This window comes from Brucella pituitosa, assembly GCF_965577835.1.
Lineage (GTDB): Bacteria > Pseudomonadota > Alphaproteobacteria > Rhizobiales > Rhizobiaceae > Brucella > Brucella pituitosa.
In genome coordinates this window covers 755,861-777,950 of the sequence record NZ_OZ264093.1, presented here as the reverse complement: position 1 = coordinate 777,950, position 22,090 = coordinate 755,861, and the positions used below count along the sequence as shown (strand labels likewise).

Below are 22,090 nucleotides of genomic sequence, written 5' to 3'. Positions count from 1 at the left end.
GCCTTCCTGTCAGGAAGGCTGGTTCTGGAATTTCTCGTGAAGCTTGCGCAAAACATCCATCGCAACATCAACCGCATCAGGATCAAGGTCGCCCAGAAAAGCCGTGCGCAGACGCGCCGCAGTCTTTTCCACTTTGGCCGCAAGAGCCCGCCCCTCATCCGTCAGTTGAATGAGCTTGACCCGGCGATCCGTGTCGTCAGGGATTCGGCGGATAAGGTCTTCCCTTTCCAATTCATCCACGACGCGAACGATCGTTGCCCCTTCAATTCCAACTCTTTCAGCAAGCACGCCCTGAGGAATGCAATCGCCATGCCGTAAAAGCGTCATGAGCGGGATGGCTTTGGCATCCGATAGGCTGTGCTCGGCCATTGCCGCATCGAAGGCTTTACGCCATCCGCGGGCATTGGCTGACAGCAGCGGTGCAAATTCGACCCAAGCTTGTTTCATCACTTAAATTCCATTCAAATAGATAGCTTCATATCTATATGGATACAATCTAGTTCATATCAACTACTTTATTAGTCCCATCAAATGTTTGTGTAGCAACGCATTCAATTTGCCCCAAACAACCAAAAAGCTTGACCATCGGGCCAGCCCTCTGCCATCGATGCGATCATGCGCGCAAATTATAAAATGCAAAGACTTTATATCGAAGCTGGCCTTGGTGATGGCGTAAACGTGGAAGCGCCAACGCAGGCCGCTCACTATCTGACGCATGTGTTGCGATTGAAGGAAGACGACGAAATCCTCGCTTTCAACGGGCATGATGGCGAATGGAAAATGCGGTTGCGGCCTGAAGGCAAGAAGCGGCTGTTTCTTGAAGCAACTGAGCAAACACGTCCGCAGCCCGAACCTTGCGATCTGATCTACTGCTTTGCCCCGCTAAAACAGGGACGGCTTGATTATATGGTGCAGAAGGCCGTTGAAATGGGCGCAGGCGTTTTGCAGCCGGTTGTCACGCAGCATACGCAGGTGTCAAAGCTTGGGACGGACCGCATCAAGGCGAATGCCATCGAGGCTGCCGAGCAATGCGGTGTACTTGCGATCCCCGAATGCCGCGATGCAATCCGCTTTGATCGTTTTCTGGAGCAGTGGGACCAGTCGCGCCGCCTCATCTTCTGCGATGAAGGCCATGAAGCAAATGACCCGCTGACTATTCTGAGCAGCTTACAGCCCGGCCCCTATGCGGTTCTTATCGGCCCGGAAGGCGGGTTTTCAGAGACTGAGCGACAGCAATTGCACGGCCTCCCTTTTGTGACCGCCATTCCGCTGGGTCCTCGAATTCTGCGCGCAGATACGGCAGCCGTTGCAGCACTTACGCTTGTCCAAACGGTGTTAGGCGATTGGAAAGCGAACACATGAATAAGAGAAAAACCAATCATCAATGAAATTGACTTGCGCGATTTGACAAATTTGTCCAATCACGCTGACAAATATAAATCCGACTAGGGACAATACGCATGGCGCGCGACACGACCGATGAAACAACACTGACCGGCGTTGAAGAACTCGCAGCCTATCTTGCCGAAGGCAGTAAGCCGAAAGATGCCTGGCGCATCGGCACGGAGCACGAGAAATTTCCTTTCTACGTCGCGGACAACAGCCCTGTTCCTTATGACGGCCCGCGCGGTATCAAAGCCATTCTGGACGGTATGAAGGCCAAGCTCGGCTGGGAGCCGATCATGGATGAAGGCAATATCATCGGATTGGTAGAGCCGACCGGACAGGGCGCGATTTCGCTCGAACCTGGTGGCCAGTTCGAACTTTCCGGCGCGCCCCTTTCGACCATTCATCAGACCTGTCGTGAAGTGAACGCCCATCTTTCGCAGGTGCGCGAGATTGCCGAGCCACTCGGCATTCGTTTCCTGGGTCTTGGTGGCAGTCCAAAATGGACATTGGCTGAAACGCCCGTCATGCCGAAATCGCGTTATAAAATCATGAGTAACTACATGCCGAAAGTCGGGCATGAAGGTCTCGACATGATGTACCGCACATCGACCGTTCAGGTTAACCTCGACTTTGGTTCCGAGACCGATATGCGTCGCAAGATGCAGGTTTCGATGAAGCTGCAGTCGATTGCGACAGCGCTCTTCGCGAGCTCGCCTTTCACCGAAGGCAAACCTAACAATCTTCTGTCGTGGCGCTCCAATATCTGGCGCGACACCGATAACCAGCGCTCGGGCGTGTTGCCATTTGTCTTCTCGGAAAACTTCGGCTTCATCGATTATGTCGAATGGGCGCTGGATGTGCCGATGTACTTCATTCTGCGCGACGGGCGTTATCATGACTGCACGCATGTGACCTTCCGCCAGTTCATGAATGGCGCTTTGAAGGGCGAAGTCAGCGATCCTGTGCCGAATATGGGCGATTGGACCAACCATCTGTCGACGCTGTTCCCGGAAGTGCGCCTCAAGCGCTTCCTCGAAATGCGCGGAGCTGACGGTGGCCCCTGGCGTCGTATCTGTGCTCTGCCCGCTTACTGGGTTGGCCTGCTCTATGATGATGAAGCGCTCGATGCGGCAGAAGATCTGACAAAAGACTGGACCTATGAAGAAGTTCTTGCGTTGCGCAATGAGGTGCCAGCAAAGGCGCTCAATGCTTCATTCCGTGGCAAGCCTGTTGCGCAGATCGCCCGTAAGACATTGGAAATCTCGCGCCTCGGCCTTCTCAACCGCAACAAGCTGAACGCGGACGGGTTCGACGAAACGCATTTCCTGGCACCGCTGGAAGAAATCGTCGCTGCAGGTATCACTGACGCCGAGCGCATGCTCAAGGCCTACAACAGCGTATGGGCCGGTTCAGTCGAACCAATCTTCCTCGAATACGCATATTAGAGCGGAGGTCGTCTTCGCCCGCAACCAGCGATGCGCCGGGTCACTTTCCCGGCGCTTATGCCATATCTGCACAAAGGGTATAGGCGGCAACGCGACAGGTACAGGCAGCACGATCAGATTATCATCCGGCGGCAGATTTTTGAGCCCGCCACGCGCGATGGTCAAAATCAGGTCTGTGCCCGCGATCAACTGTGGCGCAACACCCCAATGCGGAACAACCACGGCGATATGGCGCGTGTGTCCTGCAAGTTTCAGGCTCTCGTCAATCTCTGTCGTCGCGTCGCCACGCACTGCAACAAGCGCATGCGGTCGCGCGAAATAAGTATCGGCGTCGAATTGTCGTCCTTCAAGGCTGCGGCGATCCAGCAAACACACATATTCATCCTTCATCAGCACATCGGCCGCGATTTGAGTGGGCAAATGTGGGAACACCCCAAAGCCCATATCGATCTCGCCATCCAGAACGCGCGCGATCATGCCTTCGCGACTGAACTGACTGATAGCCAAATCAATGCCCGGCGCATCCTTTCGTAATGCTCTGACCAATCCCGGTAAGACGATACTGCCGCCATAATCGGACATGGAAAGATGAAAGCGATGTTGCGTGGTTGCAGGTTCAAAACCTGAAGGGCCAAGCACACTGCGAACGCCCGAGAGAATTTCAGTGAGCGGCTTTGCAATTTCCATGGCTTTGATTGTCAGAGATAGCCCTGCACCTTCCCGAATAAGAAGTTGGTCGTCCAGCAACTCGCGGAGACGCGCCAGCGCGTGACTGGCCGCTGGCTGGCTCATGTTGAGCCGCGCGGCTGCACGCGACACATGACGCTCTGTCAGAAGCACGTCCAGAATCACCAACAGATTGAGATCAACATTCCGCAGATTATTCGTTTCATGCATGACTACCTCGGAAATCTGAATTTCAAATTCCTCATATCTATAGCTAGATCAAAGCCAAAGGAATACAGGAAAGGTTTCCATGCAGGCTCAAGGATCACTTACATTTCTCTTCGCTGCCCTCATTGCCGGTGCGGTGGTACCGTTTCAGGCTGGCGCCAATGCGGCATTGGGGCGCGCACTTGGCCATCCGCTCTGGGCAACGGTCGTGTCGTTGCTCGTTAGCATCATCTGTGTGCTTCCGGTCTTGCTCGCAATGAAGGTTTCACTACCCACATTCGCCGGTCTTGCCGGGCAGCCAAAATGGATATGGATCGGCGGCGTCGCCGGTGTGGTTTACATCACCGCCGCAATACTGTTCGCGCCAAAGCTCGGTGCAGCGAGTTTCATGACAGCAGTCATTGCCGGTCAGCTGATTGCCTCGGTGCTTATCGACCATTTCGGCATCATGGGCTTTGCGAGCAAGGCAATCACCCCCTCCCGCATTGTTGGCGTTGCACTTGTCGTCATCGGCGTCATCGTCATGCAAGGCCCATCGCTCTGGCGAACTGCGCAAACCATTACAGCCGCTTCCGGACAGAACTGAAGGAGATGACTATGAATACCCGATCGACCTCTCTCACGCTGGGCGAAGGCGCAATCCCGGTACAGATCCGCTTTGCCCGCCCAACTGACAAGTTCAGCGAAGTCGTTACTTTCTACCGAGACGGTCTTGGCCTGCCAGAGCTGGGGTCTTTTGCAGATCATGCCGGATACAATGGCATCATGCTCGGCCTACCCAGGAAAAGCGCGCATCTGGAATTCACCGAGCATCAGGCAGGTAGCCCTTGCCGGGCTCTGTCAGAAGACAATCTGCTTGTGATTTATATCACCGACGAGAATGCCTATGAACAGCTGAACCGCCGCATGCAGGGTAAAGGTTATGCTCCGGTCAAACCTGAGAACCCCTACTGGATCGACCGCAGCTTTACCTATGAAGATCCCGACGGCTGGCGCGTTGTGATCTGCAAACAAACAGGCATCTGATCACGGCACCAAACAGAATTGAAAAGGGCGCGATAATCGCGCCCTTGTTCACATTCAGCTCGTCACCTGTGTCCCTTTTGTCGGATCGGGGATCACGACAATCGTACTGCCGTCACGCATATTGTTGTAAAGGTCGATGACATCCTGATTGAGCAGGCGGATACAACCAGACGACACGGCCTTGCCAATGCTCCATTCTTCGGTTGAGCCGTGAATACGATAGATCGTGTCACGCCCGTCCTTATGAATATAAAGCGCTCGTGCACCCAGCGGATTTTTCAAGCCGGGAGGCATGCCACCATTGGCGATGCTGTAGGGTTCAAGCGCTGGCTGACGTGCCACCATTTCATCTGGCGGAGTCCAGCGCGGCCATTGGCGTTTATACGCGATAATTGCACGGCCAGCCCACGAAAAGCCGTCGCGCCCAACGCCAATACCATAGCGCATGGCACGACCATTGCTGCGAACATGATAAAGATATTTGTTCGGCGTATCGACAATAACCGTGCCAACTTTCTCGTCGGTCGGATAATCAACTTCCTGCCGCCAGAATTTGGGGTCGACCTTGGCAACATTCACTGCGGGCAGAGGAAACTGCTCATAGGGCATCGCCTCATACATTGGGGGAACAGCGCGCACCGGAGCTGGCGTAGCAGCCACTTTTACAGGGCTCGCCTGTTGGGCGGTCGAAACGCAGCCGGAAAGTGCAATCGCACTGGCACCAAACAGGAACGCCCGGCGGCTTGTCACTCCGTTTGGCAAGAGCGGCCCGCCACCACTTTCAGAAAATTTACGCGACATTCAAAAACTCTTTCATCTGCACGACTTGAAACCACGTGCCTTCCAAACTGGAATACACGTCGGCGAATGTGTGCCGAGAAAGAGAAGGCCAAACTTAAGTCAGCCTTAAGAAAACAACATAATCTGCAACTTACGCGCAAACTGAGGGGCATCACGAGGCAATCAGCGAGCTGACTGTTGCTAAAATAGCGATCCCTGTCCACCAGGACGAGAAGAGGATGCTTTGCGTGTTGCACCTTTGGACGAAGGTGTCCCGGGAGTTTCGCCCGCGATCGCCGCAACATCGCCATCACGGAAGCGAATCGACAAGGCGTCACGCTCAGAAACGCTCGCCGCCTGTTTGACCGGATTGCCTTCCGCATCGAAAACAATCGCGAAGCCACGCTCCAACACGCTTTCATAAGACAGCGAACGCATGAGGCGCTCCAACTCCTGTCCTCGACGTTTTGTCCGTTCCAGAAGCAGACTGATCGCCTGATCGCGCCGGCGATCAAGCTGCTCAATTGCATTCTTTGCAAGTGTGGTGCGCCGTAATAAGGGCTCGGGCGTCAGCCTGTCAGCGCGCCTTGCAAACACCGTCCGGCGTTCGCGTAAGAACGCCTCAAGCGCGCGCGGCAACCGCTGACCGAGTAGCTTCATATGGCGTTTTTGCTCGTCGAAACCGCGTTGCAGCAAGCGCGGTGACAATTGGCGCGCACGGCCCTCAAAATGAACGCGTTTCTTTTGCGTATTCACAAAAAGCGCCCGCGTTAACCGCGAAGCGGCTTCATCGAAACGACGACGCGGCAATGCCAACAGCTGATCGGCCGAAGGCAATGCCCGGCTTGCCGCGCGTTGCGCCTGACGTTTCAAGTCGATAAACCGCGACATGGCCGAAGCCAGACGCGCAGATTGCGTTGTAACCGTTGCGACCAGATCCGCTTTGACAGGAATCGCCATTTCAGCGGCACCTGTCGGCGTCGGCGCGCGCACATCGGCGGCCAGATCAATCAATGTCCAGTCCGTCTCATGACCGACAGCCGAAATCACCGGAATATGCGATGCCGCCACCGCCCGCACGACGATTTCATCGTTAAAGCCCCAGAGATCTTCAAGGCTGCCGCCGCCACGCGCCACGATCAGCACATCAGGCCGCGCAATTGCGCCATCTTCGGCCAAGGCATTAAACCCTTCAACCGCTGCCGCCACTTCGGCACCACTGGTTTCCCCCTGCACGCGCACTGGCCAGACAATCACATGCAGCGGATAACGATCCGAAATGCGGTGAATAATATCGCGAATGACCGCACCCGTCGGCGATGTCACAACGCCAATAACGCGCGGCATGAAAGGCAAAAGCTGCTTTGCTGCCGGATCGAAAAGACCTTCCGCAGCAAGCCGTCGCTTGCGCTCTTCGAGAAGAGCCATCAGAGCGCCCGCGCCTGCGGGCTCCATTTGCTCGATGACGATCTGATATTTGGAAGAGCCCGGATAGGTTGTCAGTTTGCCAGTGGCAATGACTTCCATCCCCTCTTCGGGACGGAAGCGCAAACGACCCATGGAACCGCGCCAGATCACAGCTTCCAGCCGTGCGCGATCGTCCTTCAATGCAAAATAGGCATGACCCGACGAATGCGGTCCACGATAGCCGGAAATCTCGCCGCGCACGCGCACATGCGAAAACGTATCCTCGACCGTCCGCTTCAAAGCGCCGGAAATCTCGGAAACGGTATACTCCGCTACATTCGAAGCGGTGCCGCTTGGTATAGAATCGGAACCCATGCTCATCCCATCATAGGCAACCAGCCCGCCCTTTCGGTCAACTGGTCAAGACGCCGCCTGTTTCGATTATGCACGGTCACCAACCCGGCATCAACTCGTTGCTGCGCACGCGACGGGTGCGGACGGATGGGAACGATGCAATTTCAGCGGAAACCATAGAAGCTGGCGCAGGCGAGGAGATATTATCAAGACTTTCAATGATATGCTGTGCCAGAGCGTCAACAATCGCATTCTGCTTGGTGTGCCCGCGCATGATCCCAATGCCAAATTCTGGCAAAGCACCAAATCCATCTGCCTCGCCCAACACACGCATTCCCGGCCTCAGCGCACATTCCGGTAAAACCGATACGGCAAGGCCTGAAAGCACTGCCGCCGCAAGAACTGTTGCAGACCAGCTCGTGATGATAATGCGATAATCGCGCTCTACCTGTTCCAGGACATCGATGGCCGCATGACGCCAGATACAGGTCGGGCGCCCAACGGCAAGCGGAAGCATCGCTTCCTCATGCACCGCATGATTGGCCGACGTCACCCAAAGGAGCGGTTCTGTACGCACCACCTCAGACCGCCGCTTGTCATCACATTGCGTCACAAGGGCAATATCAAGCGTCCCACGACGAATCATTTCATCAAGATTAACTGTCGGCTCACAAACCACCGACAACTCGACGCGCGGATTGGACCGCGCAAACCGCGCCATGATTTCTGGCAAAAACCGATCCGCATAATCATCTGGCGTACCGATACGCACATGGCCTTCGAGTTGCATGTCATCAAAAGCAGCTATGGTTTCGCCGTTCAACAGCAGCATACGACGTGCGTAAAGAAGCAATCTCTCACCATCTTCGTTCAGACGATTCATACGGCCATCGCGTTCAAACAACGCTTTGCCGATCCGCTCTTCAAGGCGACGCATCTGCATGGAAACTGCCGATTGTGTCTTGAAAACAGCGTCCGCCGCCTTGGTAAAACTACCCGTATCGGCAATGGCGATGAAGGTCTGCAACTGGTCAAGATCCAAGGGTGCGCTCATCAGAACCATCCATCATAATTATTGAACTATCACATTAAAAACATTCGTTAGAACAATCAATTCAATTATTGGATAAAGGCGACATCGCAGAGAACGGAGACGCGAAAGCGAATGACCTGACGATAGAAGCATTTTTGACCAAGCGCGCTTGAAGGAGAGCGGCAATGACAGCGATAAGCAAAACCACAATAACACCCTTACCAGTAACGAGCGCAACGACCTCCGTGCTCAAGCAAATGGTTCAAGCCGTGTTTACGTCGGTTCTGCGTCGCTGGACGCTTTTCCGAAACCGGCGCCACGTGATGCACCTCAATGAGCTCGACAATTACCTTCTGAAGGATATTGGGCTGCAGAGTGGAGATATTTATACGGCAGTTCACCAGCGCGATGCGGACGATCCAACCCGCATTTTGGCTGCCCTTGCAGATGCGCGTTCGCGCGTTGAGGCCACGCGGCACATCTGCTGATCGAACATCTGGCAGGCGCCACCTTCACAGGCCGGGTCCCCTCTCGGCCAGCCTGTCTCTTTGCCCGGCCGCATCTCTGCTGCCGGGCTTTTTTATGCATAACCCCTTCGCCACCTCACCCAAATGCCGGTCTTTTTGTGAGTAACTGCGAAATAACTGAATTTGCCAAGATTTTTTAAAAGAAGGGCTTGCACTCATCGTTTGAGTTCGCTAGATGGAGGCCGTCGACAAACAAAGCTTCACGCTTTTGTCGCAATCGCGCTTCAGGCAAATATAACTGACACGCGAACCCTGCTGGGGAATAGTTTAATGGTAGAACGACGGACTCTGACTCCGTTAGTCTTGGTTCGAATCCAGGTTCCCCAGCCAAACAAAATCAAGGACTTAGCAGTCATTTTCCCTATTTTCCATGTCGCAAAGCCGTGAAATCGGACGCAACATAACGCATTGAAATGTAACAGAATGCATCACATGCGCGCTGCGAAACGCGACATGGGCGCGACATGAAATCAGTGAATCAGCCCCGTCCGGCACTTGGTCAGGCGGGGCTTTTGCTATCCTCGTGTATGGTCAACCAGCGGTTGGTAGCCACCAGTCACTGTCCCGCGCGATGCAGTGCCTGTGATGTGTGTGTTGTTCGGATCGCCCCAATAAGCACGGGGAATACAGATGCGTTTCGGACGATACACAATCGTTTCCATTCCGCCCTTTGTCGCAGCAATGAAGGCCTGAAGCTGAACCGCCTCACTGGCCTTCATCGGCAAGGTTTCCATATCCACAGTGCGATAAGGGTCAACGAATTCAACCGTTGAAATAACCCGGCCACCGAATTTCGTCTGACTGGTCGGATTATTAAGCATGGGATACGACGGCACAAAGCGGACGGTTGAGAGAAGATCGATCATGGGGTGTCCTGAAAGGGGAGGAAATATTATTTGGCCCGTCAATTAGCCTAGACTTCTGCCGTGGTAGGCAACGGATATAACAGTGACGTCTGCCTTTAAGTAACCTCAATTGTTAGCTTGCTATTTTATCCATAAAAGCGGACTCTTGATTGTCAGCATCAGATTTTTACTTGGGCACGCTGGCGGGACTAAATTGTCCGTAACCGCAATCTGAAAGGAGGACTTCATGTCTTCCAATATTCATCTCGTCGATTTCCACATCAGCAACCGCATCCTTAATCAAATGATGGCTAACGCGGGTTATGTAACGTTAAGAATGAAGCCACTATCTGGTCCGCTCTTTCACCAGTCAAAATTAGTTTTGCAGAATTTTATGACGGGTGTCATGCGTGACCATCGCATTGATATCGCTCCATTGCCTGAAGCTACCTCAGCATATGGTACGGCTTAATTAACGAAGCTTTGTTGGGGTGAGCTCACCATTCGTGAGAGCTCGCCTTTTATAAGTTTTAGAAAAATATTAGTGCCGATATTCGTTAGATTAAAATAAAAGTATCTACTAAACGATGCATTACTTAAATATAATTTGACAATTCCGAGATCATGCATTAAGTATTAATCATCGATATTTTCTTGATGAGTTTTGCTTTATTGCGTGTTTTGCACCGCGCCCTGAACGAACCCCTTTTTAATAATCGTTATCACTTTGCGTCACGCAACTGCGTGCTGCTATCTATACCTCTATGAAAGGGTTTATTATGACCACTGGCACAGTTAAATGGTTCAACTCCACAAAAGGCTTCGGCTTCATTCAGCCTGACAACGGTGGCGCAGATGCCTTTGTTCATATCTCTGCCGTCGAGCGCGCCGGAATGCGCGAAATCGTCGAAGGTCAGAAGATTGGATACGATATGGAGCGGGACATGAAGTCCGGCAAGATGTCTGCCTGCAACCTCGTCGCAGCCTAAATAAGTTTTCTCCTTTCCTTTGACCACGGATGTACTGGCACTGTTGAAAGAAGTTACTTTTAAAAGGTCGAGTGCACGCTCGGCCTTTTTTATTTTCGTTCTTATTGCATTAATGAATTTAACAGAGAGGCTCTTATGGAAAACCAACTAGACCATTCAAAAAACCTTACAAAACAATCTAGGAAGACTGATGTTTCGCCTTTGGAGCAGTCCCGTTTGGTGAACAACCTCTCGACGCGCCTGACTTCATCGCGTGACTGGTCAAAACTTTCAAACGTCCTGAGACGAACTGCTGGCGGTTGTTCAAAAAGCCGAGCCCGTTAGTCATCGGCTTTATTTTATATTGAGAGGACTCCGCCATGATAACCGAATACACAAAAGATACGCTCTTCAAGCCAATTGATACCCGCACGGAGTCGCAAAAGTCGCGAACCGCTTTGGCCGCTAAGACTATTCTCCACGAAGAGAGATCCGCGACCACCGCGAAAACGGACCGTTTGAGGGCGGCCAGAATAGCTCGCGATCATTCTTTGTAATCTATAAGTTAGGAGAGACTATGCAAGTTCTTGTCCGCGATAATAACGTTGATCAAGCCTTACGCGTTTTGAAGAAGAAATTGCAGCGTGAAGGTGTGTTTCGCGAGATGAAGGCTCGCAGGGCATATGAAAAGCCTTCCGAAAAACGCATTCGCGAAAAAGAAGCTGCAATAGGCCGGGCTAGAAAAGAAGCTAAGAAAAAAGCTCAACGCGAAGGATTACTGCCTAAGCCTAAGAGAAAGCCGTTATCGGGGACTACTAGATCACCAGCTCATAACGTTAATGCTCAAACTGCAGCTTAAAAGAAAATAGGAACTGCACGAACGCCATCCAGATTCCTATCTGTTGGTTTCCACGCAGAACTGAGCCGGTTAGGCAGATAATTTCCATTGAGAACCGAGCCATGTGAACCTTCCCCCAACGCGGTGAGCAACGGGGGCAACGGAGTGATCCACATGGGACTTTTAAACATCATCCGTCGGATGGCGCTGCGAGAGAAGCAGTCGATCCGTGAGATCAGCCGACGCACCGGGCTGTCGCGCAACACGATCACAAAGTATTTGAACGCAGTTACAATCGAGCCGACGTTCACGGTACCGGAACGACCAAGCAAGCTTGATCCCTTTTCCGACAAAACTGGCGGCCTGGCTGAAGACAGAGGCCGGAAAGTCGTGCAAGCAGCGCCGGACCTTGAAGCAGCTTCATGCCGACCTGGTGGCTCTCGGTTTTACGGGCTCGTACAATCGGGTGGCCGCCTTCGCCCGCGAGTGGCGAGCTGATCGGCTACGTGAGCAGCAGACGACGGGCCGTGGCGTATTCGTTCCGCTGTCTTTCCGACCTGGTGAGGCATTCCAGTTCGATTGGAGTGAGGACTACGCCGTAATTGGCGGCGAGCGCACGAAGCTCCGGGTCGCACATATCAAACTATCCCACAGTCGGGCTTTTCTGGTCAGGGCCTACTTGTTGCAAACACACGAGATGCTCTTTGACGCACACTGGCACGGCTTCCGTGTCTTCGGCGGCGTGCCTGGTCGTGGGATTTACGATAACATGAGACAGCGGTCGATCGTGTGGGCCGCGGCAAGGAGCGACAGGTCAACATGCGCTTCCTCGCGATGACGAACCATTACGTCTTTGCACCTGATTTCTGCAATCCAGCGGCCGGTTGGGAAAAGGGTCAGGTCGAGAAGAACGTCCAGGATGCCCGACCACGCTTGTGGCAACAGATGCCAGACTTTCCAAATCTGATGGCGTTGAATGACTGGCTGGAGCAACATTGCCAGGAGCTGTGGCGGGACACGGCGCATGGCACCTTGCCCGGTCCTATCGCAGATGTTTGGGCCGATGAGCGAGCAGCATTGATGGCATTGCCGACTGCATTTGACGGCTTCGTCCCAGAGCAAGCGCGTCTCACCAACATGCCTGATTACCTTCGAGCGGAACCGCTACAGCGTGCCTGCATCATTTGCAAACCGGCCCGTCAGCCTGCGGATATATCCCGAGCGCCTGGTCGTTGCGGCCGAGGGAAACATTCTATGTGAACACGCGCGGGTCATCGAGCGCAGCCACAGGCTACCCCGGACAATCTATGATTGGCGACATTACTTGCCGGTCATCCAGCGCAAGCCCGGTGCCCTGCGCAATGGTGCTCCCTTCCTGGAATTGCCGTTTGCCTTTCGACAACTACAGGATCAGATGCTTCGCCGCCCCGGTGGTGATCGTGAGATGGCCGATATCCTCGCCCTCGTCCTTCATCACGACGAACAGGTTGTCGTCAGGGCTGTAGAACTGGCTTTGGATCAAGGCGTGGCAACCAAAACGCATGTGCTGAATCTTCTGTACCGTCTGATCGACGGCAAGACGAACGAGGGTCCCGACGTCGATACGCCACAGGCATTGACCTTGCTGCGTGAACCCAAGGCCAATGTAGAACGCTACGATGGCTTGCGCGTCCGGATCGTGGGAGGTCGCCATGCGTCATGATCCTGCCAGCGCGGCCGTCGTCATCATGCTCCGCAGCCTGAAGATGTATGGCATGGCGCAAGCCGTCACAGACTTGATCGAGCAAGGTGTTCCAGCTTTTGACGCAGCCGTGCCGATCCTCTCCCAGTTGCTGAAAGCCGAGATGGCCGAGCGCGAGGTCCGCTCCATCGCCTATCATATGAAGGCTGCACGCTTCCCGGCCTACAAGGATATCTCTGGATACGACTTTGCCGCCAGCGAAATCAACGAAGCGACGGTGCGCCAGTTGCACAGATGCGAGTTCATTGACGGAGCGCAGAATATTGTGCTCGTCGGCGGACCGGGCACAGGCAAAACCCACGTGGCGACGGCCCTTGGCATCCAGGCTATCGAACATCACCGTCGAAAGGTCCACTTCTTCTCAACCATCGAATTGGTCAACGCACTTGAGCAGGAGAAGGCCAAAGGCAAGGCAGGCCAGATCGCTGAGACCTTGGTCCGCTTTGATCTGCTGATCCTTGATGAGCTCGGATACCTTCCATTCAGCGCTTCAGGCGGAGCGCTGCTCTTCCACCTGTTGAGCAAGCTCTATGAGCGGACCAGCGTGGTGATAACCACCAACCTCAGCTTTAGCGAATGGGCAACAGTCTTCGGCGACGCCAAGATGACGACGGCATTGCTCGATCGTTTGACCCATCGCTGCCATATCCTGGAAACAGGTAGTGACAGCTTCCGCTTCAAGGCCAGTTCGGCAGCCGCAGCAAACAAGAGAGGAGAAAAAGCCAATCCCTTGACCAAAACCCAATCATAAAACCATAGTCAGAGGTGGCTCACTTCTCGGTGGAAAAACCGGCTCAGTTCCGCATGGAAACCAACACAAGGGCCCATAAAACACTCTGACTCCGTTAGTCTTGGTTCGAATCCAGGTTCCCCAGCCAAAAATTTCTTCAAGAAAATCAGATGCAACATGGATTTGCCAATAACACTTTTAAGAATTACACTTTTTTGTCCCGCGTCAGCACAGCAAGAACCTGGTTAACTCGCTTATTTGTTTCCTTCAGACCTTTGCAAATTTGGTGTCGCATTTTTTTCATGCTGCCGCGTAGCCGACCAGCCACATATCCCAAAGCCAGATACAAAAATGCCGCCAAAGCAGCAGCTACGTACTTCATCAACCAGTGGGGGAATAGCGCCCAAATCATGATTTGATTTTACGCCAGATGCCCCATAGGGCAAGCCCGACAATCACAGCAGCTATAGCAACGCACACTAGTGCTACAAACTGATTGTCAGTCAGCGGCACCTCAACAGGACGCTCAACTTTTGCCGGATCGTTCTGCAGGATGCGTTCGACTTATCCCTCGCAAACTGCGGCGTCTCTCTTTTCCAAGGCCTTCCTTTCGGCATGAAAAACCGTCTCAAGGGCGGTTAGACGATGGGTTCAACAAAATTTGAAGCTGTTAAATCTGCAGTTTTGAGGTAATGCCTCTCACGATAGATAACAGCCTGGAAATATTCAAAAGATGGACTGGTTCATTATAGTCTTCGTTACGTTCAAAGTTCTCGTATTGGGCACAGGCATGTTCTTCGCGATCAAGTGGCACTACGATCAAGGGAAGAAAGAGAAATAACGAAGCCAGCGGACCGTAAGCGCCCGCCGAACACACCCTTGACGCTTCAGATTAGTCGGTCGATATCCAGTGATGCCGCGATGGGGCAGCGTTGGCAGGCGGGTCAGCGCGTCCTTGAGATAGGCATAAGGCCGGTTCATGATGAATGTCGACACGTGGCAATTCGGCAGGCAACCATAGACGTGGTCTCGATGGTTGAGGTACAGGTGCGTCCCGCACTGCCTCCAGTTCCTCCTCTATGGCGGCAAGATTCTCATCCATTGTTTCTTCCAGCAGACTCAACTGGACTACATTCAACTGTTCGCAACGCTTGTCATTCCCCCCTGGCCGGAACTAACCCCAGTTAAACTGAGCAGCCGACTTCCTACATATGCATCATCGCCATACTCTTGGAAGCTGACCATCCGTTTTCTGCTCGCATCCGGTCTTCGTAGGAATACATGAACTACCCCTTGATAGTCCAAGTTTTCGTCCGCACCCCAGGACACGATATGCCGTCCAGGATATCGCATTTAGAGCAATCATGCTTGTGCGCGGCAATCTAACTTTTAAATAAATGACGCATTTCCTGTCTGCGATGAACCGCTGGAAATGCTCTATCTATTTGTTGAGACGCATATCTCCATCTCAAAAAATCATTTCGCACTTTTCAAGACGCGCGTTGGGCTTCTGGAATAAACGCCAGGACAATAATTCTGGGGGACACGCAGAAGACGAGTTCCGCCCGCTGGCCCGTCGTTGTTGTTGCGTATCGTTTTGTCAGATCAACACTGATATCGTCGTAGTTCAAAATCATCCGATCAAGCGGATAGACAGCTTTATAGACGGCCTCCTTCGCACAAAACAGGACGCGATCAGAAATGCCTGAGGCATGATCATTTCCTATCTTGTCGGTAGGAATCCTTACAAGAGATTGAATATCTACAGGAAGAGGGATTGCAGGTTCGACATCAATGCCCAACCCTTGGAAATCCACCGCGCTTCCCACGGCGGCAACAGCAACTTCATCATCATGGGCGAGCGATCCGACGATACCCTCAGGCCAAATGGGCTCCCCAGTTGGTGCACGCAAAACCCGGAATTCGTTTATGTCCCGCTCCCCAAGCAACCCGCGCGCAATGTAGCGAACCGCGCCGCTTGCTTTGAGCCGTTTGAGGTAGCTGGTCTGAATTGATTGCCTTTCCTCCGCAAGAAGGCGGGTTTCGTCTCCGCTTTGAATAGTGCGACAGCCGGTTGAAATTCCGTGTGGTACAACAGCCGCCAAAGCTTCCGTTAATGCTTGGTCCGCATGGGCTAAATTCCAGCCATCAACAGCAGAGCACGACATAGGTCAGATTACCCTTCGAGAGTAAGATACGCGATCATCTCACCGTCTTCATCAAGTCCATCTTCCACAAAGCCTGCTTTTGCATAAAGTTGTTGGGCGGCTAAGTTTTCCGGTTCATAACAGATAGAAATCTGGCGGACCTGATTAAGCATTCTGATCTCCGCAAGCACTGCCTGCAACGCCGCCTTACCATAACCCAGTCCCTGAAAAGATTTGTCGATCATGAAGCGGTAAAGCTGGGCCATTCCCGCTTCACTGGTGGCATCATACATAAGAAAGCCGACAAGTGTTCCAGCGACAAAAATCGCTCGTGGACTGGCATTCGCATCCTCATCGGCTTCAAGCAGGGAATCCGTGTTACTTGCGACGAGATGCGTTTGACCGGAGGCGAGTTCCAATGCCTCCACCTGTGACCGGATTTCGCCGATCACAGGGAGAAGTTCGACCTTGATCGTTTCAAGAGGAAGCTTCCTCACACAAAGCCTTTCTTTGCGTCCAATGCCACAGTTCCACTGCGATGAAGTTTCCCTGCATGAATGACGTCTACAAGTACGATGCCATTTTCATCAACCGGAACCACATCAACAATCGAACCTTCCCCCATCACCACACCATAATGAACGAACGCTGCAGGGCCCAACGTACAACCGCTGCCGATGCGAATGAAGTCGGACTTGAAAGCCCCCTCTTCCAGCGAATGCGGCTGAATAACCGATCCTTCGTTGAGGGTGGCATCATCGCCAATCTCTACAAGCGAACGCTCTGTGAGGTTTGCGCCTCCGTCATAAACACGTTTACCGACTTTCACACCCAGCATACGAAGGATCAGCGGACGGAATGGTGTACCCGCAAATAGCTGCGTAATCGGCGAGTCCGATAGTTTCCAGTGCCGCTCATGACGCCAGAAAGCTGCATCGTAAATGGTCGTCATCCGCGGCTTCAATCCCTTGAAACCCAAAGAAAGCCGTTCGATGAGGATATAGAACGGTATAGCGATAGCTGATGTCAGCACAACCGCGACAAACAATGCTTTATGTGCCCATGCATCATAATAATTGAGTGCACGATCCCAGATTGCGATTGTTGCAAACAGCATCAACCATTGTGCCGCGAGGAACATCAATCCCGTGCGCAGGTTATGGAAGTTTTTACGCCGCAACCGGCGCAGGCGATCCTCTTCCTCGATATTTGCAATCAGTTCCTTATCGCGATTAACGATGCGCGGAATTTCAAAGGATGGCGATCCCAGCAGACCGACATTCTCACGCACCGGCCCATCAATAGGCACCATTACCTTGGTGCCGAGCAGGCAGTTATCGCCCGTCCGGCCATCTGGCGGATAGAAAATGTTGTTGCCAAAATAGTTCCGTTCACCGATTTTAGTATGTTCCAATCGGAAGGTCGCAGCCGATTTGTGCATGTTGATCATGAACAATCCGTCCGACACCATTGTCTGCGTGCCGATTTCACACAGAAGCGGATTTTCCTGTTGTTGGTTTGTGCCGAAGTTTGAACCGGTCTGGACGACCTTGTTGAGCTTCCAGCCAATCGCCCGGATGTAATGCACGATCGCAGAACTATCCCCGAACAACAGGTTAAGCAGGCGCGAATTGCTGCTCAGTTCCACCATCGACTGAAGCCAGTAATGAAAGCCGTAAAGTGTGTAGGTTCGGTTTGGCTTTAAAAACAGGCTGACGATACGCGGCACAAATACAGCCGCTAGCAGCGATACAACAATCGCACCAAAAAGCGTTACCGTTGTACCGATGGCGACAATACCGATCGTTTCCTGATAGTCGTCACTCACGTTCTGCCAATAGCTATGGAACAACAGTGGAAATGGCGTGACGAGCGTAAACAGCCCGATAAGCTGCACCATTTCAAACGTCACGCGTCGGGTCTTGGACAACGTGATATTGCGAACTTTGCAGTAGTCGGCATCGGTCTGCGTCGCAGGCGATCCATGCCAGTGTTCGCCATCAGGAATGGCCTGCCCGCGTTGAAGCGAAGAAGCGTGGCCAAGCTGGGATCCACTGCCAATCCTGGTGTCAATGTCCAACGTGGACCCTACACCAACGAAAGCATCATCTCCGATAGTAATCGACCCGGTGTGAATGTAGCCGCTTTCGGCCCGGTATCCCAGAATATTGGATTCGCGACGCAAAATCGAATTTTCACCAATCGAAATCAGATCAGTGCAAACCGGTATAGCCCGACATTCGATGGCGGTGTTGCGACCAAGCTTTGCTCCAAGCAGACGCAAATAGAGACTATAAAGCGGGTTGCCGCGGAAAAGCACCACAGGCGCCGTCCGAATCAATGTTTTGACCACCCAGAAGCGATAATATCGCAAGCCCCAGATCGGGAAACGTTCTTCTTTCCAGCGACCAATAAGCAGCCATTTTGCAAGGATCGCAAAGCCCGTCATCCCGAAAAAGCTGGCGCCAGCCAAAACCACGCAGCGGAAATAAAGCTGCAAAGGCTCATCGAGTTTGACATAGACCCAGTCGAGGCCCTTGTCGAAAAACAGCAAACCGACATAGCTGTAGATTGCATAAAATGCGAGCTGGGCTGCGCCGCACGTCCAATATGCAAAATTGGATGCCTTATGGGTGGGGCTTTGTTCAGTGACAGATGCGACCGATTGCTGTGGCAAATGAAGGTGCTTCGCAAGACCGGTGATTGACGGATGCAGATAAATGTCCCGCATTGACGCCATTTCCCAGCCTTGCACGGTGCGCAGACGTGCACAGAAACGAGCCATCAGCAAGGAATTGGCGCCAAGGTCATCAAAGAAAGTTATCTTCGACAGAGACCTCATCGAGGTTAAGCACTTCCGCCAAGGCTTCAGCCATGAAACGTTGGTCGTCATTGGCTGGCGGAATAATGACGCGTTCTGCCGAAAGACGCACATTGGTTGGCTTCGGTAACTGGCGCAGATCGGCTTTGTTGGAAACCGTCATCGGAATTGCGTCAAGCTCTTCCAGATAGGTCGGGACCATGTAAGACGGAAGGCGGCGTTTGAGTTCGCGAGCAATGTCAGCGCGCTGGATGGGCGGCATTCCGGATTTAGGCGCATAATAGGCAACCAGTTCCACCCGGCCCGGCTCGATCTCCCACGTTGTCACAGCTGCCTGTGCCACCAAAGGATTGTCGAGAAGAACAGCTTCGATTTCTCCAAGCTCAATACGATAACCACGTATTTTCACCTGCGTATCGATACGACCACGATATTCGATTTCGCCTTGTGCGTTGATACGTCCGAGATCGCCCGTACGATAAATCCGTTTTGAAGGATTATTCGGCAGACCTATGAAGTCTGGAATGAACTTCTGATCCGTAAGGTCCTGCCTGTTGAGATAGCCCACCGCGAGACCAATGCCGGCAATGCCAATTTCACCGAGTTCATCGGGGTCCGTCAGCTTTGCTTCAGTCGGATCGATAATGACAATCGAATAAGTCGGCAACGGAGCGCCGATTGTTACCGGTTTATCGGGTGTGAGCACACCCATAGTGGCAGTAACGGTTGCTTCAGTGGGACCGTATGTATTCAAAAGTAGGCGCCCAGGCTTTGTCCAGCGAGTCACCAGATTTAGCGGACATGCCTCTCCGCCGACCATGAGTAGACGCAGCTTGGGGACGTCACTTTCGATAGACGATAGCAATGTCGGGCTGCACGCCATGCAATTGATGTCGTTTGTGCGCAGAAAATCCGCCAGTTCTTCGCCAACCAGCGTCAAGGGGCCCGGTGCAGGGATGACGGTGGCGCCTGCCACGAAGGGAACCCAATATTCCTCGGCTGAGAAATCGAAAGCAATCGTCATGCCGTGATAGACACGGTCACTGGGTTTGTACCCATAAGAAACGGCTGCCACACGCAGAAAGTTGCAGAAGCTTTGGTGACGAATGGCGACGCCTTTTGGTCGTCCGGTCGTACCCGACGTATAAAGAATGTAGCAAATCTCGTCGGGGTTGGGGGCTCTAGCAGCGAGATCCAGTCTAGCATTGGAATGCTGAGAAATTTCCGCCGAACAGGCATCGATCAATATATGGGGAACCGGCATTTGTTCCACGCGTGCCGAATAGGCACGAAGGGAAATCACAAGCTTGACCCCGGCATCGTCAATGATCAGTGCCATACGGTCTTCTGGAAAAGCGGTAGCGAGCGGCACATATGCAGCACCCGCCTTCATCACCGCCAGAAGGGTGATGTAAGTCTCCGCAGAGCGGTCAAGCAGCAGGCCGATGCGATCGCCGGGCTTCACGCCATGCTCGATCAACAGCCGCGCGAACTGATTGGCGCGCTCATCAAGTTCCTTGTAAGTCCAGGACAGTCCATCGGAGATGACGGCCACAGATCCTGCAAACTTCTCGGCGAGCCTTTCAAAAAAGATATCAAGCCGTTCGCCGGGCTCGCCATCCTGAGCAAAATCTGCACCGAGCAAAACCTGCTGATGCAGCGCAGAAGCGCTTGAAGCATGTGGCTGCATGCCCACATTCAGTTCGCTTGCGTTGACATCATTTTTATCATTTGTGGATGGAATTTTATCCAATCCAGCACCATCAATACCGTGGCTCATTTTAAATACTCACTGACCAAAGGTCGCGCATCGCCGGGCATTTGTACGCGTTAGGCGAGACACCTGCATATGATCAGGTATTGTCTATCGTCGGACTGTGCACAGCGGCTCATCTGACCGCTTCTGGCGTAGGCAACTACGCAATATAATCAAAATAAGAAAGTGACATTCTCTTGACTAAAAATATTGTTTTTTAAGTGTTGCAGATTGGAGCGGGTATTGCTCACTGTCTATACGAAAACGCAATATACCACAGCAATCATTCACCGTTGTTGCCCGCAAACAGGCGTCTTTTGCCCCATCGTTCTGACACATAGCATATCGCCACATGCAGCAACCGAGCGTATCCGGAACGCATCAAAACTTCGTCAATCATGAGGTCTGCTGTGAGGTAACATCTCTCCCCCCTTGTTGCCTGTGGCGCTAACCCTTAGTGTTGACGCGTGGAGACTAACCCGTTTAACAAATGCAGCACTTGGCCAAAAAAATACTGGAAGAAGCAGGCTGGGGGTTCCCGGCATCCGTCGTTCTTCATCTGACTTTGGCATTGTTGCTGCTTTATCATGTCCCTGAATTGTCGCCTCCGGCTCAGGATCAAAGTGTCAATGTGGAACTGGTTCCTCCGAAACCAACCGCGCCACCATCAGATGGCAAATCGAATACGGATACCAAGTTGTCGCCTCAGGCTTTCGAATCTGCTTCGGCAGAAAAAGACCAGGCCGTCCCCGCGAACAACGCTCAACCGGCAATGAACAAGTCCGAACCACAACAAACAGCATCTGAAAATCATACCCCCGCTTCGAAAGAAGAGAACGAAGCTCTGCAGAAATCCGATAATAGCGCGCAGTCTGTCACTGAGTTGCGCACTGACGCCGAGGGTCTGCCCGCCGCAACAAAAGCGGCTGCTCCAGCGCCGCAGAACCCAACCGTAACACCTGACCAGCCCATGGAAGTGAAGCCAAAACTCACTTCGGCGCGGCAAATCTATTCAAAGGATACGCTCTCAGATCCTCGCGTGAAACAAGCGATTGGGAAACTCCCTCCACGAGATCGGATCGTTCAAATTTGCGGGATCGAGGCGCTGGAACAGGTTCGCCACCAAAGACCCGGCACTTTTCCAGACATGCTTGCTCCCAGCGCTGGTGTTGTTTCAGAAACCAGCTTCACGATCCGTGACGGAGCTTTTCGCAGTCGGGCGAAGTGGTATTCGATCGATTTCAAATGTCAGGTCGATACCAAAGCAATGAAGATAACTGATTTCAGCTATTCTATTGGCAAGGCTATCCCTGAAGTGCAGTGGAATTCGAGGCAGCTGCCAAGAGATTAGAGCACTTCTCGATCAAGCTGAATCATCAGAAACGCTCT

The 22,090-nt window shown here is 52.8% G+C and carries 19 protein-coding genes, 1 tRNA gene and 2 pseudogenes; 12 read left to right on the top strand and 10 right to left on the bottom strand.

Annotated elements, in window-relative coordinates:
• Positions 1 to 9: 9 nt before the first annotated feature.
• Positions 10 to 447, bottom strand: coding sequence for a MarR family transcriptional regulator (locus ACSME1_RS14795; RefSeq protein WP_111786565.1), 438 nt, complete (start codon positions 445 to 447; stop codon positions 10 to 12).
• A gap of 168 nt (positions 448 to 615) precedes the next feature.
• On the opposite strand from ACSME1_RS14795, the gene ACSME1_RS14790 reads away from it, so the two are divergent.
• Positions 616 to 1,362, top strand: a complete 747-nt coding sequence (locus ACSME1_RS14790) for a 16S rRNA (uracil(1498)-N(3))-methyltransferase (RefSeq protein WP_036567325.1) — start codon at positions 616 to 618, stop codon at positions 1,360 to 1,362.
• Between the two features lie 98 nt (positions 1,363 to 1,460).
• Entirely contained in the window at positions 1,461 to 2,834 is a 1,374-nt protein-coding gene (locus ACSME1_RS14785; protein WP_024897706.1) for a glutamate--cysteine ligase, read from the top strand.
• On the opposite strand, the gene ACSME1_RS14780 is transcribed toward ACSME1_RS14785, so the two are convergent.
• The gene (locus tag ACSME1_RS14780) at positions 2,799 to 3,731 is read right to left on the bottom strand and encodes a LysR family transcriptional regulator (protein WP_435655431.1); all 933 of its coding nucleotides are present in this window, start codon (positions 3,729 to 3,731) and stop codon (positions 2,799 to 2,801) included. The two genes, ACSME1_RS14785 and ACSME1_RS14780, sit on opposite strands and share 36 nt — an antisense overlap.
• Positions 3,732 to 3,810: 79 nt before the next feature.
• On the opposite strand from ACSME1_RS14780, the gene ACSME1_RS14775 reads away from it, so the two are divergent.
• Together ACSME1_RS14775 and ACSME1_RS14770 are read left to right on the top strand one after the other, a co-directional pair.
• Positions 3,811 to 4,314 carry a DMT family transporter gene (locus tag ACSME1_RS14775; RefSeq protein ID WP_024897704.1) on the top strand — a complete coding sequence of 168 codons (504 nt, stop codon included), beginning with the start codon at positions 3,811 to 3,813 and terminating at the stop codon, positions 4,312 to 4,314.
• A gap of 11 nt (positions 4,315 to 4,325) precedes the next feature.
• Complete coding sequence (locus tag ACSME1_RS14770; protein ID WP_435655430.1) at positions 4,326 to 4,754, top strand: VOC family protein; 429 nt, start codon at positions 4,326 to 4,328, stop codon at positions 4,752 to 4,754.
• Positions 4,755 to 4,808: 54 nt separating this feature from the next.
• Here ACSME1_RS14770 and ACSME1_RS14765 read toward each other — a convergent pair whose 3' ends face one another.
• The 3 genes from ACSME1_RS14765 to ACSME1_RS14755 all read right to left on the bottom strand — a co-directional run bounded on the left by ACSME1_RS14765 (position 4,809) and on the right by ACSME1_RS14755 (position 8,349).
• Positions 4,809 to 5,555: a L,D-transpeptidase gene (locus ACSME1_RS14765; RefSeq protein ID WP_435655429.1), complete on the bottom strand. Its 747-nt coding sequence runs from the start codon at positions 5,553 to 5,555 to the stop codon at positions 4,809 to 4,811.
• A gap of 180 nt (positions 5,556 to 5,735) precedes the next feature.
• Positions 5,736 to 7,316 carry an exodeoxyribonuclease VII large subunit gene (xseA, locus tag ACSME1_RS14760; RefSeq protein ID WP_435655428.1) on the bottom strand — a complete coding sequence of 527 codons (1,581 nt, stop codon included), beginning with the start codon at positions 7,314 to 7,316 and terminating at the stop codon, positions 5,736 to 5,738.
• Positions 7,317 to 7,392: 76 nt separating this feature from the next.
• Positions 7,393 to 8,349, bottom strand: a complete 957-nt coding sequence (locus tag ACSME1_RS14755) for a LysR substrate-binding domain-containing protein (RefSeq protein WP_024897700.1) — start codon at positions 8,347 to 8,349, stop codon at positions 7,393 to 7,395.
• Between the two features lie 164 nt (positions 8,350 to 8,513).
• Between ACSME1_RS14755 and ACSME1_RS14750 the strand changes: the two genes are divergently transcribed.
• Complete coding sequence (locus tag ACSME1_RS14750; protein ID WP_024897699.1) at positions 8,514 to 8,816, top strand: DUF1127 domain-containing protein; 303 nt, start codon at positions 8,514 to 8,516, stop codon at positions 8,814 to 8,816.
• A gap of 295 nt (positions 8,817 to 9,111) precedes the next feature.
• Positions 9,112 to 9,185, top strand: a tRNA-Gln gene (locus tag ACSME1_RS14745).
• Between the two features lie 185 nt (positions 9,186 to 9,370).
• On the opposite strand, the gene ACSME1_RS14740 is transcribed toward ACSME1_RS14745, so the two are convergent.
• The gene (locus tag ACSME1_RS14740; protein ID WP_435655427.1) at positions 9,371 to 9,721 is read right to left on the bottom strand and encodes a hypothetical protein; all 351 of its coding nucleotides are present in this window, start codon (positions 9,719 to 9,721) and stop codon (positions 9,371 to 9,373) included.
• 226 nt (positions 9,722 to 9,947) lie between these two features.
• On the opposite strand from ACSME1_RS14740, the gene ACSME1_RS14735 reads away from it, so the two are divergent.
• From ACSME1_RS14735 to istB, 5 genes and pseudogenes are all read left to right on the top strand, one after another.
• Positions 9,948 to 10,172: a hypothetical protein gene (locus ACSME1_RS14735; RefSeq protein ID WP_435655426.1), complete on the top strand. Its 225-nt coding sequence runs from the start codon at positions 9,948 to 9,950 to the stop codon at positions 10,170 to 10,172.
• 307 nt (positions 10,173 to 10,479) lie between these two features.
• Positions 10,480 to 10,689 carry a cold-shock protein gene (locus ACSME1_RS14730; RefSeq protein WP_024897687.1) on the top strand — a complete coding sequence of 70 codons (210 nt, stop codon included), beginning with the start codon at positions 10,480 to 10,482 and terminating at the stop codon, positions 10,687 to 10,689.
• Positions 10,690 to 11,245: 556 nt separating this feature from the next.
• Positions 11,246 to 11,527: a 30S ribosomal protein S21 gene (gene rpsU, locus ACSME1_RS14725; RefSeq protein WP_024897686.1), complete on the top strand. Its 282-nt coding sequence runs from the start codon at positions 11,246 to 11,248 to the stop codon at positions 11,525 to 11,527.
• 153 nt (positions 11,528 to 11,680) lie between these two features.
• Positions 11,681 to 13,208 (top strand): annotated as a pseudogene (istA, locus tag ACSME1_RS14720) (IS21 family transposase).
• Positions 13,198 to 13,998, top strand: a complete 801-nt coding sequence (gene istB, locus ACSME1_RS14715; RefSeq protein WP_435655425.1) for an IS21-like element helper ATPase IstB — start codon at positions 13,198 to 13,200, stop codon at positions 13,996 to 13,998. Before istA ends, istB begins: the two are co-directional and overlap by 11 nt.
• A 798-nt stretch (positions 13,999 to 14,796) precedes the next feature.
• Here the strand turns inward: istB and ACSME1_RS14710 are convergent.
• The 4 genes and pseudogenes from ACSME1_RS14710 to ACSME1_RS14695 form a co-directional block, all read right to left on the bottom strand.
• A complete protein-coding gene (locus ACSME1_RS14710) occupies positions 14,797 to 14,973 on the bottom strand; it encodes a hypothetical protein (protein ID WP_435655424.1) in 177 nt (58 codons plus the stop codon).
• Between the two features lie 494 nt (positions 14,974 to 15,467).
• Positions 15,468 to 16,145: a 4'-phosphopantetheinyl transferase family protein gene (locus ACSME1_RS14705; protein WP_435655423.1), complete on the bottom strand. Its 678-nt coding sequence runs from the start codon at positions 16,143 to 16,145 to the stop codon at positions 15,468 to 15,470.
• Between the two features lie 8 nt (positions 16,146 to 16,153).
• Complete coding sequence (locus ACSME1_RS14700; RefSeq protein ID WP_435655422.1) at positions 16,154 to 16,621, bottom strand: GNAT family N-acetyltransferase; 468 nt, start codon at positions 16,619 to 16,621, stop codon at positions 16,154 to 16,156.
• Positions 16,618 to 20,635: pseudogene (locus tag ACSME1_RS14695) on the bottom strand (Pls/PosA family non-ribosomal peptide synthetase). The gene ACSME1_RS14700 and the pseudogene ACSME1_RS14695 overlap by 4 nt, the downstream one beginning before the upstream one ends.
• Positions 20,636 to 21,191: 556 nt before the next feature.
• Here ACSME1_RS14695 and ACSME1_RS14690 point away from each other — a divergent pair.
• A complete protein-coding gene (locus ACSME1_RS14690; RefSeq protein WP_024897682.1) occupies positions 21,192 to 22,052 on the top strand; it encodes a DUF930 domain-containing protein in 861 nt (286 codons plus the stop codon).
• Positions 22,053 to 22,090 lie beyond the last annotated feature (38 nt).

Excerpts from the sequence above, each read along its gene's own strand:
- ACSME1_RS14795 (WP_111786565.1), bottom strand. The coding sequence starts at position 447 with ATGAAACAAGCTTGGGTCGAATTTGCACCGCTGCTGTCAGCCAATGCC.
- ACSME1_RS14790 (WP_036567325.1), top strand. The coding sequence starts at position 616 with ATGCGCGCAAATTATAAAATGCAAAGACTTTATATCGAAGCTGGCCTT.
- ACSME1_RS14785 (WP_024897706.1), top strand. The coding sequence starts at position 1,461 with ATGGCGCGCGACACGACCGATGAAACAACACTGACCGGCGTTGAAGAA.
- ACSME1_RS14780 (WP_435655431.1), bottom strand. The coding sequence starts at position 3,731 with ATGCATGAAACGAATAATCTGCGGAATGTTGATCTCAATCTGTTGGTG.
- ACSME1_RS14775 (WP_024897704.1), top strand. The coding sequence starts at position 3,811 with ATGCAGGCTCAAGGATCACTTACATTTCTCTTCGCTGCCCTCATTGCC.
- ACSME1_RS14770 (WP_435655430.1), top strand. The coding sequence starts at position 4,326 with ATGAATACCCGATCGACCTCTCTCACGCTGGGCGAAGGCGCAATCCCG.
- ACSME1_RS14765 (WP_435655429.1), bottom strand. The coding sequence starts at position 5,555 with ATGTCGCGTAAATTTTCTGAAAGTGGTGGCGGGCCGCTCTTGCCAAAC.
- xseA (WP_435655428.1), bottom strand. The coding sequence starts at position 7,316 with ATGGGTTCCGATTCTATACCAAGCGGCACCGCTTCGAATGTAGCGGAG.
- ACSME1_RS14755 (WP_024897700.1), bottom strand. The coding sequence starts at position 8,349 with ATGAGCGCACCCTTGGATCTTGACCAGTTGCAGACCTTCATCGCCATT.
- ACSME1_RS14750 (WP_024897699.1), top strand. The coding sequence starts at position 8,514 with ATGACAGCGATAAGCAAAACCACAATAACACCCTTACCAGTAACGAGC.
- ACSME1_RS14740 (WP_435655427.1), bottom strand. The coding sequence starts at position 9,721 with ATGATCGATCTTCTCTCAACCGTCCGCTTTGTGCCGTCGTATCCCATG.
- ACSME1_RS14735 (WP_435655426.1), top strand. The coding sequence starts at position 9,948 with ATGTCTTCCAATATTCATCTCGTCGATTTCCACATCAGCAACCGCATC.
- ACSME1_RS14730 (WP_024897687.1), top strand. The coding sequence starts at position 10,480 with ATGACCACTGGCACAGTTAAATGGTTCAACTCCACAAAAGGCTTCGGC.
- rpsU (WP_024897686.1), top strand. The coding sequence starts at position 11,246 with ATGCAAGTTCTTGTCCGCGATAATAACGTTGATCAAGCCTTACGCGTT.
- istB (WP_435655425.1), top strand. The coding sequence starts at position 13,198 with ATGCGTCATGATCCTGCCAGCGCGGCCGTCGTCATCATGCTCCGCAGC.
- ACSME1_RS14705 (WP_435655423.1), bottom strand. The coding sequence starts at position 16,145 with ATGTCGTGCTCTGCTGTTGATGGCTGGAATTTAGCCCATGCGGACCAA.
- ACSME1_RS14690 (WP_024897682.1), top strand. The coding sequence starts at position 21,192 with ATGCAGCACTTGGCCAAAAAAATACTGGAAGAAGCAGGCTGGGGGTTC.